This is a genomic window from Methanoregula boonei 6A8 (assembly GCF_000017625.1).
In the GTDB taxonomy this organism is placed as follows: Archaea; Halobacteriota; Methanomicrobia; order Methanomicrobiales; family Methanospirillaceae; genus Methanoregula; species Methanoregula boonei.
Map to the genome: position 1 here is coordinate 1749269 of NC_009712.1, position 15523 is coordinate 1764791.

Consider the following 15523-nt stretch of genomic DNA (forward strand, 5'->3'; position numbering starts at 1 on the left):
CTAGGTTGGTGCCGGACTATTTTTGCATTTTCGTTTCACATAATCAAAAAAACAGTGTACCTGCAGAGAGGAGGAGCTAAAAAAAGAAAAATTCTTTTGGGAACCCCCGGATTGTCATAATCTTTATCATAAGCGTTTTGAAATTACTCTTCATGTTACGGTGCCCTATTTCCCTTGGTCTCCTCCTCATTGCAATCCTCCTCATCCTGCCCGCCCAGGCGAGTCTTACAAAGATCGCTGCGGGCGCCCCGGTCTTTATCGGTGAAAACAACGTGGATATCTCCGCGGGGCTGAACGGCCATTCAGTGATCGCGTGGTGGCCGGCGGGTGCGGATACAAGTGGCACCCCGGCGCAGACGATAACAATATCAGGAAATCCCCATTCTTATTATATCGACCCCGCCCTTTTCGAAGGGTATACGGGGATATGGTACTCGCATGATGTAAAACCTGATATCCCTGTTTTGAATGTATATCAGCCCCAGATCAATCTCTCGGTATGGGACACCGATACTAACACGGACGTTACCGGCCAATCGGTTCCGTTATCCGCCAATGTTACTTACCGCATTGATACGAACCTGTACCTGGCACTCAACTATACCTACCGCCCGAATTTCAATCCCGCAGATGGTTTCTTTACCGTAACGTTGACCTCGCCATCCGGAGGGAATATGCCCTCTGTTTTTACCGGGAATGTGGGAAATTCTGCCACACAGATCATCCCCTTTGACAGCAACCCGATGATTACCTCCTCACCGTATTTCTGGCAGAACGGACCTGCATGGGACCGGAACGCAAAAAGCACTGACGGGAGCGCGGTGTACCAGCCCGGAACTTACACTTTTGTGGCAACGGCAAATCTTAACGGTATGACCGGCAGCTTTACCGGTGATGCTGCAATCGGCAATGTCACGAGCGGGAACAGAACGGTAACCTTCCTGCCCGCGGCCTCTTTTGCTACCCCGACCACAATCCCGCTCACGCAGGCCACACCTAATCAAACCACCAATATAACCGCCGCAGCAACCATTACACCTGTACCGACAACAGTACAACCAACCGCAACCATCATCCCAAAAAAGACTACCTTTACCCCTCTGCCTGACGGGATTGCCATCGCCGCTTTCGGCATTGCGACATGCGCAATCGTGGCAGGACGGAAGTATTAATCAGTCTCCTGTCCCTTTTTTTGTACGATATGAGCAGTAAGAAAAAAACAAGTTCTGAGGAAAAGCCCAGCACAAGGATACCACGAAAATACGTTATTGCACTCGGTGTGATAATCGTAATCTGTATCGCGATCGTTGCCGGCCTGGTGCTCACAAAGCAGGGACCGTGGGCAGACGCTACAGCAAATATCCCGGTAACTGACGAGGCAAGTTTTATGTCTGCAGGGGCCCTGTACTGCCAGAGCGTTGACCTGGCAAACGAAGGGAATTATACCGGAGCACTCGCTGATGCCAATGCCGCGCTTGCATATAATGTCCCTTCGCTCATTCCCCTGATCCAGTCCAACCGGGCGGGGATTCTGGTGGAGACGGGAAATTACAGTGAAGCGATCGATGCAGCCGATGTGGCGATCAGCGCGCCCGGGAACCTGACCACGCTCCGGGCCATTGCATACTACAATAAGGCAAATGCTCTTGAAGCGCTGGGACGGACCAGCGAGGCAGATGCGAATTACGCAAATGCATCAGCACTGGATCCGACACTCAAACACCCATAATTTTTATCCAATTACCTGATCGTTTTTCGATCCGGGAAACATTCCTGATACAATCCGGCATCCCGGCCGGTTATCAATGCCTATACCTTGAAGAACTCTCTTTTGCAAGTACTGATCACAACGATGGAAGGTGCAGCCCGGGTTTTTGCCGGAGATTATGCGCAGGCAACGCTGTCAGTACCTGCGGATGAACCCGGGAATGCGGCATGGGTGGTCACCCCGGGCGGTGCCTGGTGCCGGTCGCTCTATCTCTGCGGTGCGCTCACCGAGATCACAGAGGTGGCAGATGTCCTGTACTGCCGGCTTGCCGATCCGACCGGGGCTTTTGACCTTGTCGCAGGAGGCAGGCGCGGGGTTGTGGCGGGACAGATCCGTGCGATCCCGGTACCGTCCTTTGTTGCGGTAACAGGGACCGCACAGCTGTACCGGAAGGGCGGAGGGTGTGTAGTCCAGGTCCGGCCGGAATTCGTGGAGACGATCGATAAAGCCGGACGGAACCGGTGGGTTATTGCAACCGCAGACATGGCAATCGCCCGTCTCGAAGGGCTGCTATCCGCCATTGAAGGAACCACCGGGGACGACCGGGCAGCCCGGGTTGTCCGGCACTACAGCCTCACCCGGGAGAATCTCCGGGACATGGCCGCACAGATCGAAGTGGCGCTCGCCGGTGCCTGCACCGTTCCCGATGCGCCACCGGCCACGGAAGAAGATATCAGTGCAGCAGTGATGGAGATCATCCGCACGGAAAGCGGCCCCCGGGGCGTTTCCGTAGAAGATGTGCTCACAAAGGCCGGCGTGCTCGGGCATACTCAAAGGGCGGTGCTTGCCGCGATCGAGACACTCATCACGAACGATGACTGCTACCAGCCCCAGAAAGGATACATCAGGCCACTATGAAACTGGAGTTTATCCGTGACGGCCCGGCGCTCGTAATCGAGAACACCGAGCGCCTGCTCGTCGTGGCCGATCTCCATTTCGGGATCGAGGCCGATCTCGCCTCCCATGGCATGCACTTCCGGAGCCACAGCCGGGAGCGCCTTGACCGGCTGATGCAGACCGTGGAGGCAACCAGGCCCGATCGGCTTATCCTCCTTGGGGATGTCAAGCATAGTATCCCCTCGCTCACCCGGCAGGAATGGGCAGAGATCCCGGGCATTCTTGATACGATCAGGCAGCGCGTCCCGGTCCTTGTCTTCCCGGGAAACCACGACATAGGAATTGAGAGGTTCCTTCTTCCCGGCGAGATCCAGCCAAAGGAAGGGGCAGTGATTGATGGGGTTGCATATCTTCACGGCCATACGTACCCGGCGCCGGGCCTTGCCGGACGCCTGCTCGTTACCGGGCATCACCACCCCCAGGTAAGCCTGCGCGACCAGGTGGGCTGTTCGCTTGTGGCGCCGGCCTTCCTGCGGGCGGCGATAAATGCACTGGCGCTCGGCCTTGAAGGAGGATATACGGGAACGACCCGTGCCCTGTTCGTGCCCGCTTTCAACGAGATAGCGGGGTACGATATTGTCAGGATCGCCAAAGACCCGTTCTCGCCAATCTCCCGGTGCATACAACAGGAGGATGCGGAGGTCATTCTCGCCGACGGCACGCTTATCGGTCCGCTTGCAATGCTGCTTGACGATGACCGGGAAGACGAGAATGAGAGGGGGGATTGCCCTGGCGCTTGAACTGCTTGGCGACCACGTGCGAGCCTGCATAAAAAAACGCGGGTTTGCCGGTCTCTCTCCTGCGCAGGAACAGGCAATTCCCCTTGTCCTGCAGAAGAAAAACCTGGTGCTGATCGCCCCGACCGGCACCGGCAAGACCGAGAGCGCAATGTTCCCGGTCTTTGATTCCCTTGTAAAGATGCCGGCAGGCGGCGGGATCCGTGCGATCTACGTAACACCGCTGCGCTCACTTAACAGGGATATCCTCTCGCGGATGGAATGGTGGTGCCGGGAGTTGGGCCTTAAAGTCGGCGTCCGGCACGGGGACACCCCTATGGCCGAGCGCAGGAAACAGGCACTCTCGCCGCCTGATCTGCTCATAACGACTCCTGAAACGCTCCAGGCGCTCTTCATGGGAAAGAGGCTGCGCAAGCATCTCGAACACGTGGAATTTGTCATCATCGATGAGATCCATGAGATGGCCGCAAGCAAGCGGGGGGCGCAGCTCGCGGTGGCACTCGAACGCCTCGCAGAATACGCCGGGGAGTTCCAGCGCATCGGGCTTTCCGCAACGGTAGGCAACCCCGAGACAATTGCCCGGTTCCTCTGCGGGGCCCGGCCCTGTGCGATCGTACAGGTGCCCGTGGCAAAACAGCTGGAGATCGCGGTACATTTTGTGGGGGATGATTTCAAGCACCAGGTCCGGGCGCTCGAACAGGCGCTGGACCGGGAAGGCTCGACCCTTGTCTTTGTCAATACCCGGGTGACTGCCGAAGCGCTCGGCCATGCCCTGTACCCCAGGGGGGACGTGGAAGTACACCATGGCTCGCTCTCAAAAGAGATCCGGATCGATGCTGAGGACCGGTTCAAGAAGGGCGAGATCCGGACCCTTATCTGCACTTCGTCCATGGAACTGGGGATCGACATCGGGAGAGTTGACCATGTGATCCAGTTTGGTTCCCCCCGCGAGGTGGCCCGGCTGGTCCAGAGGGTGGGCCGGGCCGGCCACCAGCTCAATACCATCTCGCGCGGCACCATCCTCACCACCGGTTTTGACGATCTGCTGGAGTCGCTTGTGATTGCGCGGAGGGCGCGTGCAAACGAGATCGAGCCGGTGGTGCCTGAGGCAAGTGCGGCAGATGTGCTCGCAAACCAGGTCGCGGCGATTGCCGTGGAGTATGGCGAGATCGAGCGGTCCCGGATCCGCACAATAGTGGAGCGCACCTCCCTTTTTGCCGGCTCCGGCACACTCCTTGACGATGTCTGTACCCAGCTTGAGGAGCACCGGCTTGTCCGGCTCGATGGCAGCCGGATCGTCACCACGGCACGGGCCAGGCGATACCTCTCGGGTAACCTCTCGATGATCCATGACGAGCGAAAGATCCCGGTCTTTGACATGGTCTCGCGCCGGACCGTGGGAACCCTCGACGAATCCTTTGTTGTCGGCTGGGTGCACACCGGGGCGGTCTTCATCACCAAGGGCCAGCTCTGGCGTGTACTGGAGATAAACGATGGCCGGCTTACGGTCGAGCCGGCCAAAAAGGCAATCGGCGAGCTCCCTTCATGGGAAGGCGAGCAGATCCCGGTCCCGTTTGCAGTGGCCCGGGAGGCAGGGACAATCCGGCGCGAACGCACAACGGGAAAGTACACGCAGGAAAAAGAAGGTATCGCATTTGCAGATCATGTCCTTTCCGAGATGGAGAAGAACCGGTGCAAAATCCCGACAGACCGTCTCATCACCTTCGAGAACATCGATGACGGCGTGGTCTGCAATGTCTGCGCCGGCCACAAGTCAAACGAGGCGCTCGGCCGCGTACTCTCGATCCTGATCTCGGCGCGGTATGGGACAACGGTAGGAATCGAGCTTGACGCGTACCGGATCCTGCTGCGCCTGCCTTCCGAAGTCCGGGCGGCCGATGTCCGCGACTTTTTCCTCTCGCTCGAACCCGCCCATATGCCCGGCATCCTGAAGCTCGCCCTCAAGCGTACGGCACTTTTCAAGTGGAAGCTCGTACAGATCGCAAAGAAGTTCGGCGCAATCGACCCGGACGCGGACTACGAGAAGATCAGCATCCAGCGGCTGCTCGATTATTTCGACAACACGGTCGTGCAGCGCGAGGCGTATCGCGAGCTCCTGTCCGGCTACATGGACGTGGACGCAGCAGCAGAGATCGTACGCCGGGTAAAAGCCGGCGAGATTGAGCTGGCCATCGGGCCCCATTCGATCATCGGGGCGGACGGGATCCTCTCTTCCCGGGACCAGATCCCACCCCCCACCGCAGACCAGGCTGTGCTTGCCACCCTGAAGCGCCGGCTTGACCAGGACGAAGTGGTGCTCGCGTGCATGAACTGCCGGAACTGGAAGAGCCGGACCGTGGTCTCCCGGGTACCGGAGATCCCCCAGTGTCCGAAATGCGGGGCCCGGCTGATTGCCGTGCTCAAGCCGTACGAGGCAGACACGTACGAGACTACCGCAAAGAAGAACAAATCCCCGGAGGAGCGGGCAACCGAGCAGCGCCTGCTCCGGAGTGCAAATATCGTGCTCTCGAGCGGGAAGAAGGCGGTGATTGCACTTTCGGCCCGGGGCGTGGGGCCAGAGAATGCGTCCCGGATCCTTGCAACCTTAGCGGATGGCGATGCCTTCTACCGCGAGATCCTCAAGGCAGAACGGAATTTTATCCAGACACACCGGTACTGGTCGTAGGGGATCCTAACAGGGGTTCATTTCCCGTTATCCGAGAAGAGTTTTGAGGACAAATAACGTGCCTTTAGTACCGGATACCAGTTCCTGCCTCCCTGAAAGGCTCCGGATGACAGATCGCAGGATTTTCACGAAAAACACAGGTGACCTCGTTTCCCGGTACAGAACCCCCGAAATTTTCGGGCCCTGTCCGCGTTTTTAGCCCTGTTTTGCAATCTGCATAACCAATTTATCATCACGATTTTCGTAGCCCGAAAAAACGCTTCTAATTTGCACGGTCTGTTCCCGATTAAAACAGCCTGTTTGGGAAAATAACCATTTATACGAAAAATCGAGGATTGGGTTGGCACCCTTGCCACATTAACCGTCCGGGTCCGGATCCGGTCCGGAAACTCTCCGACGGAGAATAGATCCCTGATGAATGCGGGTCCGGCTACTCTCTTTCACAAAGGAGGTAGTGGTCAGGTAAAGAAGAAATACGCGGAACAGGTTATCTTCCGTATCTTTACAGCAGGGGAGTATGTACAGGATATAAAAAATGCCGGGTCCCTGTGAAAGGCAGAAATAACGTCGTGGAGATGGGTCACGCGAACAATAATCTCTGTTGTATCCGGTTGTCCGAGATATAAAGAGATTCAGGAAAAAAAGATCGCGGTACCAGAACGGTACCGGTATTTACATGATACTTTCAAGTTTCTGTTCCAGGAAATCAAGACCTTTCTTGATATCGTCCAGGTTTTTCCCGCCGGTTAAGATGATCTTACCAGAGGAGAAGAGAAGTGCAACTATCTTCGGATCCTTGATCCGGTACACAAGGCCCGGGAACTGCTCGGGTTCGTACTCGATATTTTCAAGGTTGAGGGTGACAACGACCTTGTTGAGGTTGATGTACTTGCCGATATCATAGGAACAGACAATATTGGTGATATTGACCCGGGGTTTCTCCAGTGTCTCGACCCCGGCCTCTTTGAGGGATTTTATGATGATTGCAAGGCCGTCCTTTAACGCCTTGTCATCACGGATGCCGGTGAGCACCACTTTTCCCGAGGAAAAAATCAGGGATGCAATCTTGGGGTTCTCGATGCGGTACACTGCACCGGGGAACCTCTTGGTATTGAGTTCGCAGCTCTTGATCTTGGCAGAGACCTCGTTAAGGTCAATGGATTCGGCGATGACTCCCGAAGCCACGACATTCTCAATTTTCAATGAATCGTACCGTTTGTCAGCCATCCTGTATACTATGCAGTCTGTCGAATCATAATACTAATGGAGAATCTTTATGTCCCTGCCTGATTCCCTGACGTAAATGAGGAGACCTGAAACGTGATACTCCCGGGGAAATGGCAGAGAATAAGAAACGCCAAAAGACAGATTGAAATGGAAAAACTTTCAATATTCCGGCATTATCCAGGCTGATTTGTATGGGCGAAGACCAGCACAACATGGAAGACTACGACAAGACGATGGCAGCATTTAAGATCGAAGTTCCCGAACATTTCAACTTCGGTTTTGACGTAGTCGATGCCTGGGCAAAAAAGGACCGGAACAAACTGGCCATGATCTGGGCAAACCAGAAAGGCGAGGAGAAGAAGTTCAGTTTCCTTGATATGTCCAGCCTCTCCAACCAGGCGGCAAATGTCCTCTTAAAATACGGGATCAACAAGGGCGACCGGGTCCTGATCATGCTCCCCCGGATCCCCGAATGGTGGATCTTTGTCGTGGCGCTCATCAAGCTCGGGGCCGTCGTCTGCCCCTGCCCCACAATGCTTACCCCGAGGGATATCAAATACAGGGTGAACAAGGGGAAATTCCGGATGGTGATCACCGATCTTGAAAATGCAGGCAAGGTCGAGGAGATCTGCAACGAGTGCCCGACGCTCACCTGCCGGTTCCTTGCAGATGGCGAGCGTAAGGGCTGGGCAAGCTGGCCTTATGAGCTCCTGTACCCGGCACCGGTCTCCCACCACACCCCGAGCATTCCGGACGATCAGAAAACAAAGAGCACCGACCCGATGCTGATCTACTTTACCTCAGGCACCGTGGGAGAGCCAAAGATGGTGCTCCACAACCACGGCCACCCGCTGGGCCAGACCGTGACCGCCCGGTTCTGGCAGGACCTCCGGCACAACGATCTCCACTTCACGGTCACCGATACCGGCTGGGCCAAGTGCGGGTGGGGCAAGATCTTCGGCCAGTGGATCGAAGGGGCCTGCATCTTTGTCTACAACTTTACCGGGAAGTTCAACGCAACCGAGATCCTGCCCCTCCTGGAGAAGTACCAGATCACCACGTTCTGTGCCCCGCCTACGATCTACCGGATGCTGATCCTTGCCGATCTCGACAAGTTCGACCTCTCATCATTGCGGCACTGCACGAGTGCCGGCGAGCCTCTCAATCCCGAGGTGATCCGGGTCTGGAAAGCGGGAACCGGCCTTGATATCCGCGAAGGCTACGGCCAGAGCGAGACCTGCTGCTGCGTTGCCGAGTTCCCGTGCATCGAAGTCAGGCCCGGCTCCATGGGCAAGCCCTCGCCCGGCTGGAACGTGGAGATCCATGACGAGGAGGGCCGCCCGGTTGGCGTCCGCGAGGAGGGCAGGATCGCAATCTCCGTTACTCCGCCCCCAGCAGGCCTCTTTGTGGAGTACCTGGACAACCCCGAGGAGAACAAGAAGTCGTTTGTGAACGGCTGGTACTATACAGGCGACAAGGTGTACAAAGATGAAGACGGGTTCTTCTGGTTTGTGGGCCGGGACGATGACGTGATCAAATCGTCCGGCTACCGGATCGGGCCTTTTGAAGTGGAGAGTGCGCTTCTTGAACACCCGGCCGTGCAGGAGGCCGCAGTCATCGGTGCACCGGACCGGCTCCGGGGGCTGATCGTGAAGGCCTTTGTGGTCCTCAACAAGGGATATGACCCCTCGGAGACGCTCATAAAAGAGATCAAGAATTACGTGAAGAAGACCACGGCGCCGTACAAGTACCCCCGGGCGATCGAATTCGTGGCCGAGCTCCCCAAGACCCATTCCGGCAAGATCCGGCGAGCCGAGCTCCGCGAACGGGAACTGAGGAAGTACCGGGAATTCCGGTAAGCGGACCCATCAACCATTCTCTTTTCCCAAAAATCCGTGCAGAACCGGTTCCTGGCCATAATAACCGGAACTATGAGATGATGCACCTGATCGCTGTCGTTGTCATAACAGAACTTTTCGGTCAATGCTGCAGTTATCAGGACCAATGGATGCAGTATTTTGTTTTGGAAATCCAAAAAATCCGCCAATGTAGTGCACCATCGACGTGATACTCATGTAATGAGAGCCCGGTTTTTCCAATAAACACACGTTTTTGGTGCACAATAAAGGCAAACAATGATAATACGCACCACTAAACAGATCATGCATGGTGCGCTACTCAATTTCCATGGATGATACCCTCACGGAAAAGATCGATCGGCTCTGCGAGCAGAAGAAGATCTCGCGCTCTGACTGGATCAGCGAGGCCTGCACCGGCCACCTGACCACCAGTGCAACGGGCCCTGCCGGCACCCTGCCGGTACCCGCTGCCTTCCGGCACAACATGGAGGACTATGATACAACATACCGGGATTTCCGGATCAATGTGCCCGAGTACTTCAATTTTGGTTTTGACGTAATCGATGCATGGGCAAAGAAGGACCGGAACAAACTTGCCATGATCTGGACCAACCAGAAAGGTGAGGAGAAGAAGTTCACCTTCTGGGATCTCATGCGCCTTTCCAACCAGATCGTGAACATGCTCATCAAGTACGGCGTCAGCAAGGGCGACCGGGTCATGATCATGCTCCCAAGAGTCCCCGAGTGGTGGATCGCTACTATCGCACTCATCAAACGTGGTGCAGTGTACTGCCCGGCCCCGACCATGCTCACCGAGCACGACCTGAAATACCGAATTAATGCCGCAGAGATTAAGATGGTGATCACTTCTCAGGACCAGGCAGACAAGATCGATGCGATCAAGAACGACTGCCCCTCCCTCTCCTGCCGGTTTTTGATCGATGGCAAGCGCGACGGCTGGATCAGTTACCCGGTCGAACTCGATTACCCGGCACCGGTCTCGGCAAAACTGGTCAACCTCCCCGGCATGAAAAAGACCAAGGCCACCGACCCGATGGTGATTTTCTTTACCTCAGGCACCACAGGTGAAGCAAAGATGGTGGTCCACAGCCAGAGCTATGCCCTTGGCCATATCACCACCTCCCGTTTCTGGCACGACGTCCATGAAAACGATCTTCATTTCACCTTCTCGGATACCGGCTGGGCAAAGAGTGCATGGGGGAAACTCTATGGCCCGTGGCTGGAAGGCGCTGCAATCTTTGTGTACGATATCCGGGGCCGGTTCAACGCCACCGAACTTCTCCCGCTGATCGAGCGGTATGGGATCAATACGTTCTGCTGCCCGCCCACGATCTACCGGATGCTGATCCTTGCTGATCTCGATAAGTTTGACTTCACCGAGCTCCGGCACTGCGTTAGCGCCGGTGAACCGCTCAACCCCGAGGTGATCAAGGCATGGAAGGATGCCACGGGGCTGACAATCTACGAAGGATATGGCCAGACCGAGACCGTGCTCTGCATCGGGACATTTCCCTGCATGGAAGCACGCTATGGATCGATGGGCAAGCCTTCGCCCGGCTGGGTCATCGAACTCCATGATGAGAAAGGCAAACCGGTGGGCATCCATGAAGAGGGGAGGATCGCCATCAAGGTCGAGCCCTGGCCGGTGGGGATGTTCACGGGATACCTTGAGAACCCGGAAGAGAACAGCAAGTCGTTTGTGAACGGCTGGTATTACACCGGGGATAAGGCCTACAAGGATGAGGACGGGTATTTCTGGTTTATCGGCCGCGACGATGACGTGATCAAGGCATCCGGTTACCGGATCGGGCCCTTTGAAGTGGAGAGTGCACTTATCGAGCACCCCTCGGTCCAGGAAGCTGCCGTGGTCGGATCGCCCGATGATATCCGGGGCCTGATTGTCAAGGCCTTTGTGATCCTCAAACCGGGATTTGCACCTTCGGATGCGCTGGTCAGGGATCTCCAGACCCACGTAAAAAAGGTCACGGCGCCGTACAAGTATCCCCGGGCGATCGAGTTTGTCGATTCACTCCCCAAAACCATCTCCGGCAAGATCCGGAGGATCGAACTGAGGGACCGGGAACTCAAGAGGTTTTCCGCCGGCCAGAAACAGTAACGGCCCGGCCTCCCTTTTTTCCCTTACCTTTATTAAACCGTGAACATAATCTATACAGGCGCGAGGGTAGCCAAGCCAGGTCAACGGCGCCAGGTTCAGGGCCTGGTCTCGCAGGAGTTCTTGGGTTCGAATCCCATCCCTCGCATCTCTGGCCATGATGGCCGGAACTTTTTTTTGTCGTTCTGGAACTTATTTGTCAAAACACATATCAGAGCCCGGCATCGATTGTACCTGTACCCATGAGCGGCCCGGCACGGTACCCGGAGATTGATCTCCTCCGGGGGATCGCTCTCCTGATGATGATCCTCTTCCACACGCTCTTTGATCTTGCATTCTTCCGGATCGCACCGGTCGATGTTTCTGACGGTTTCTGGCGGTACTTTGCCTATGCCACCGCTTCGCTCTTCCTCCTGATAGTAGGGGTGTCGCTTTCTGTCAGCCATGCCCGGGCCGCACGCCGGCTCCAGGGCCGTGCACTTGTGCAGAAATTCCTCCTCCGTGGAGGCGGGATCTTCTGCTGTGGACTTCTGGTAACCGTTGCCACCTGGTGGTACCTGCAGGAAGGCTACGTGATCTTTGGTATCCTCCACCTGATCGGGCTTGCCGTCATGCTCTCGCCGCTCTTCTTCCGGTTCCGCACGTGGAACGCGGTGATAGGGATCGTTTTTATCGCTATCGGGTGGATTCTTGCCACCATCCCCGGGCCGATGGAGCTTTTGGTTATCGGCATCCACCCGCTCACCTTCCAGAGCGTTGATTACACACCCGTCTTCCCATGGATGGGCCTGGTACTGATCGGTCTGGCCATCGGGGAGTTTGCCTACCCCGGGGGAGAACGGTGGTGGACGCTCCCAAAACTTCCCGAACGGGCGATCGCCCCGGTCACGTTTATCGGCAGGCACACCCTTGTCATCTATCTGGTTCACCAGCCGGTGATCCTGCTCATCCTGTACCTGGTAAACGGGGCACCGGTGCTTTAAAAAAAAGACGGGATTTTATTCCTGCGGTTTTTTTGCCGGATCTTTTCTTACCGGCTCCCTGATGCTGAATGTCCCAAGGATATCCAGGGAAATCTTTGTCCCAAGGGTGGGCTGGAGCGATTCGATCCAGAGGAAAAATCCCACCCGGGACGGGGTCGGCCGCTCGAACCGGAAGTGACCTTCCTTTGTCTGCACCATCTTGAAATACTCTTTTTTCTCCCGGGACCTGAGGTAGATGATCAGCTCAAAACCGGGAAGATCGGTTGCGATGATCGCTTTGGAAAAGTACCGGAAGAATTCACCCCATTCCACGCGCCGGCCCCGGACCACAAGGCCGTACTGCTCGCAGACCGCCTTGATCGCACGGGGGTAGAGTGCCCCATAGAGGATCTTTTTGACCAGTGCTTCGGATCCGGTGGACGGCGACAAGTCTTTTTTTGCCCGGCCCCGGCCGATCTCAGAGAAGATCCGGTTCCGGAACCCGTCGTGGAAAACCCGGTAATCAATCGGGTGTTTGAGAGGGATGTCGGTAGCCTGTACCAGCTTGGGGTGGTCGGCCGGTTTCGTGTACAGGATCCGGGGACGGTAATGTTTTACGAGCGCCTTAATCTCTTCGCAGGAGCTGGTGTGGATGATCGCGTTGTCCGGATCCTTTGCCAGGCGTTTTACCACGGAATAATTGGAGATGTCAAAGGAAGACACAAGAATGAACGGGACGTGCTCCTGGCCGTAAAGGTACCCGAGCAGCCGCTTTTTAAACGCGATCTCGACTTCAAACTCCTTGAGATCGGCCGGGGAGGTGACCACCTCCCCGAATGCAACCCGATCCTGCGCATCCACTAAAAGGAGGTCAAACTCCGCGAGATCCTGGCCGTTGCCCCGGAACGTGATATCCCCGTACCGGGAGTAGAATATCCCGTTCTGGCCGAGCCGTGCAACTGCACCAGCCCGCGGGGCATCGGCACCTTTGCGTGCGAGGTACTTAATCTGAGAAGATTTTTGCGAGATCTCCAAAAACATCTCGTACACGATAGCCTCAAACCAGCGGCCTTCGGCAGTCCGCATTGGTTCGATATCCGGGGAGAAAAGTTTTTTGCGCTCGGCAGTGTTCATGTGCCGTGTAGCATTAAGGGCAATGGCAGCCGTGGGTTTGAAATTTTTAAAATTGGAGTTCAGCCACGGGATCATGATGGAATATGATACATTTCTACGGGAAGGCTAAATAATAATCTGCAAAAAGGCAGGTCCTTTGACCAGGGGCCGGACCCGGGGCCGAACATGCAATAAGATCGCGCCCTGTCTTCCTGTGCATCCGGCTGGCATGCGCAGGGAAGCAGGAGGATAATTGTTCCCGGAATAAATCGGAAAAAAAACGGCTGTCCCTGGCAGGGACAATCCGGCCACGGTGCCTTAACGTGAGGAAAAAGCAGGGATGAGATGCCCTGCCTTTCCTGGCCCCGCACTTTTGTGCGTAGCACACTCCTGACGGTACACGTTTTTGTGGTCGTTTTTATGTCTCGATGTCACCGGTCCGGATCCGGATGGATTTCTCGACCGGAATAACGAAGATTTTTCCGTCGCCGATCTTTCCGGTCCGGGCCGCACCGGTGAGGGTTGCGATCACATCTTCGAGATCCTTGTCACGGATAACGATCTCGATTTTGACCTTGGGAAGAAGGTCGACGGTCATCTTGCCGCCGCGGTATTCAAGGGAGATCCCTTTCTGCTCGCCCCTTCCCTTCACTTCCGTGATGGTCATACTGACATAGCCTTTGTCTTCAAGTGCTTTTTTCACAAACTCGAAGCGTTCCGGTTTGATGATTGCGGAGATCATTTTCATGGTAATCACCCGAAGCCTTCAGGCCCGCTCCCCGTGCTGGGAGATGTCGAGCCCGACATATTCCTCTTCCTCGGTCACGCGCAGGCCAATCGTTTTGTCCACGATGACTGCAAGGATGTACGTGACCACGAACGCATAGATCACGGCCGAGCCGGCCCCAACGATCTGGGCAACGAACTGGTGGACGTTACCCTCGATAAGACCCGAGGCACCGTTCACTGCTGCGGATGCAAAGATACCTGTTGCAATAGCACCCCACAGGCCGCCCATACCGTGGACTGCCCACGCGTCGAGACTCTCATCAACACCTTTGCTCTGCCTCCAGAGCATGATGAAGTAGCACATCACGCCTGCGACCGCACCGATTGCGATCGATGCCATCGGCGTAACGTAACCGGCAGCGGGAGTGATCGCGACAAGGCCTGCTACGGCACCCGAGATAAACCCGAGAGAACTGGGCTTGCCGCCATGGAACCACGATACAAGCAGCCATGCCATTGCAGCAACTGCAGTTGCGGTGTTGGTGGTCACAAAGGCGTTGACCGCAAGACCGTTTGCGGCAACTGCACTGCCCGCGTTAAACCCAAACCAGCCAAACCACAGGAGCACGGCACCGAGGATTGACCACGGAATATTGGCCGGTTCCATTGCATACTTTCCATATCCCACCCGTTTACCGATCACAAGTGCCAGGGCAAGTGCGGCAAAACCCGAGCTGATGTGCACGACCGTGCCGCCCGCGAAATCGATTGAACCGAACTGTGAGGTCCAGCCACCGCCCCACACCCAGTGGGCGAGCGGGTCATAGACAATCGTTGTCCAGATCAGGGCAAAGATCAGGTACGAGCTGAACTTGATACGCTCGGCAAACCCGGACGTGACAATCGCCATCGTAACCGTGGCAAACACGAGCTGGAATACCATGTACAGCATTCCCGGTACGAGCGTACTGTACGGGCCGGGGTCGGTCATGCTTACGCCGTTTAAGCCTAAGTTGCTCAGGTTTCCGATAAACCCGCCGACATCAGGGCCAAACGCAAGCGAGTACCCGAAGAGTACCCACTGGATGCTCACGAGGGCAAATGCCACAAACGAGAGCGTGATCATGTCGATGAAGTTTTTCTTGCGGACAAGACCGCCATAAAAGAACCCGACTCCCGGCGTCATGATCATGACGAGCGCCGTGGAGGCAAGCACCCATGCAATTGCTCCAGAATCCAAAGCCATGTAGTTCACCTGGTATCATGAATCAGATTTCTGCCAGCTACGCGAACCGGATAATTTTCCGGTTGCACAAGCCGGCAGCGGATCTCTTCCCGTGCATGGCACCCCGGCCAAATGCCGGCGACATACTCCGGGAAGAAAGTCCGGTGTCACCCATACCATTTGATA

General features: G+C 56.0%; 12 protein-coding genes and 1 tRNA gene. 9 read left to right on the top strand and 4 right to left on the bottom strand.

Annotation, left to right across the window (positions count from 1 at the left end):
- Positions 1 to 152: 152 nt before the first annotated feature.
- From MBOO_RS08735 to MBOO_RS08755, 5 genes are all read left to right on the top strand, one after another.
- The gene (locus MBOO_RS08735) at positions 153 to 1172 is read left to right on the top strand and encodes a DUF3821 domain-containing protein (protein ID WP_012107238.1); all 1020 of its coding nucleotides are present in this window, start codon (positions 153 to 155) and stop codon (positions 1170 to 1172) included.
- A gap of 29 nt (positions 1173 to 1201) precedes the next feature.
- On the top strand, positions 1202 to 1729 hold the full coding sequence (locus MBOO_RS13140; protein ID WP_012107239.1) for a tetratricopeptide repeat protein: 528 nt from the start codon (positions 1202 to 1204) through the stop codon (positions 1727 to 1729).
- A 102-nt stretch (positions 1730 to 1831) separates the two neighbouring features.
- Positions 1832 to 2626, top strand: coding sequence for a hypothetical protein (locus MBOO_RS08745; RefSeq protein ID WP_157677650.1), 795 nt, complete (start codon positions 1832 to 1834; stop codon positions 2624 to 2626).
- Positions 2623 to 3405: a metallophosphoesterase gene (locus MBOO_RS08750; protein WP_012107241.1), complete on the top strand. Its 783-nt coding sequence runs from the start codon at positions 2623 to 2625 to the stop codon at positions 3403 to 3405. The genes MBOO_RS08745 and MBOO_RS08750 overlap by 4 nt, the downstream gene beginning before the upstream one ends.
- Positions 3377 to 6088, top strand: coding sequence for a DEAD/DEAH box helicase (locus MBOO_RS08755; RefSeq protein WP_012107242.1), 2712 nt, complete (start codon positions 3377 to 3379; stop codon positions 6086 to 6088). Before MBOO_RS08750 ends, MBOO_RS08755 begins: the two co-directional genes overlap by 29 nt.
- Before the next feature lie 672 nt (positions 6089 to 6760).
- On the opposite strand, the gene MBOO_RS08760 is transcribed toward MBOO_RS08755, so the two are convergent.
- Positions 6761 to 7315 (bottom strand): TATA-box-binding protein, encoded by a 555-nt coding sequence (locus tag MBOO_RS08760; protein WP_012107243.1) that lies wholly within the window; start codon positions 7313 to 7315, stop codon positions 6761 to 6763.
- Between the two features lie 191 nt (positions 7316 to 7506).
- On the opposite strand from MBOO_RS08760, the gene MBOO_RS08765 reads away from it, so the two are divergent.
- The 4 genes from MBOO_RS08765 (at position 7507) to MBOO_RS08780 (ending at position 12291) form a co-directional block, all read left to right on the top strand.
- A complete protein-coding gene (locus MBOO_RS08765) occupies positions 7507 to 9174 on the top strand; it encodes an AMP-binding protein (RefSeq protein ID WP_012107244.1) in 1668 nt (555 codons plus the stop codon).
- Between the two features lie 307 nt (positions 9175 to 9481).
- Positions 9482 to 11311, top strand: coding sequence for an AMP-binding protein (locus tag MBOO_RS08770; RefSeq protein WP_012107245.1), 1830 nt, complete (start codon positions 9482 to 9484; stop codon positions 11309 to 11311).
- 60 nt (positions 11312 to 11371) lie between these two features.
- A tRNA-Leu gene (locus MBOO_RS08775) sits at positions 11372 to 11456 on the top strand.
- 94 nt (positions 11457 to 11550) lie between these two features.
- On the top strand, positions 11551 to 12291 hold the full coding sequence (locus MBOO_RS08780; RefSeq protein ID WP_012107246.1) for a heparan-alpha-glucosaminide N-acetyltransferase: 741 nt from the start codon (positions 11551 to 11553) through the stop codon (positions 12289 to 12291).
- Positions 12292 to 12306: 15 nt separating this feature from the next.
- Here MBOO_RS08780 and MBOO_RS08785 read toward each other — a convergent pair whose 3' ends face one another.
- The 3 genes from MBOO_RS08785 to MBOO_RS08795 form a co-directional block, all read right to left on the bottom strand.
- Positions 12307 to 13479 carry a hypothetical protein gene (locus tag MBOO_RS08785; protein ID WP_012107247.1) on the bottom strand — a complete coding sequence of 391 codons (1173 nt, stop codon included), beginning with the start codon at positions 13477 to 13479 and terminating at the stop codon, positions 12307 to 12309.
- A gap of 322 nt (positions 13480 to 13801) precedes the next feature.
- Positions 13802 to 14131 (bottom strand): P-II family nitrogen regulator, encoded by a 330-nt coding sequence (locus MBOO_RS08790; RefSeq protein WP_048068415.1) that lies wholly within the window; start codon positions 14129 to 14131, stop codon positions 13802 to 13804.
- Positions 14132 to 14149: 18 nt separating this feature from the next.
- On the bottom strand, positions 14150 to 15358 hold the full coding sequence (locus tag MBOO_RS08795) for an ammonium transporter (RefSeq protein WP_012107249.1): 1209 nt from the start codon (positions 15356 to 15358) through the stop codon (positions 14150 to 14152).
- Between the last annotated feature and the right edge of the window lie 165 nt (positions 15359 to 15523).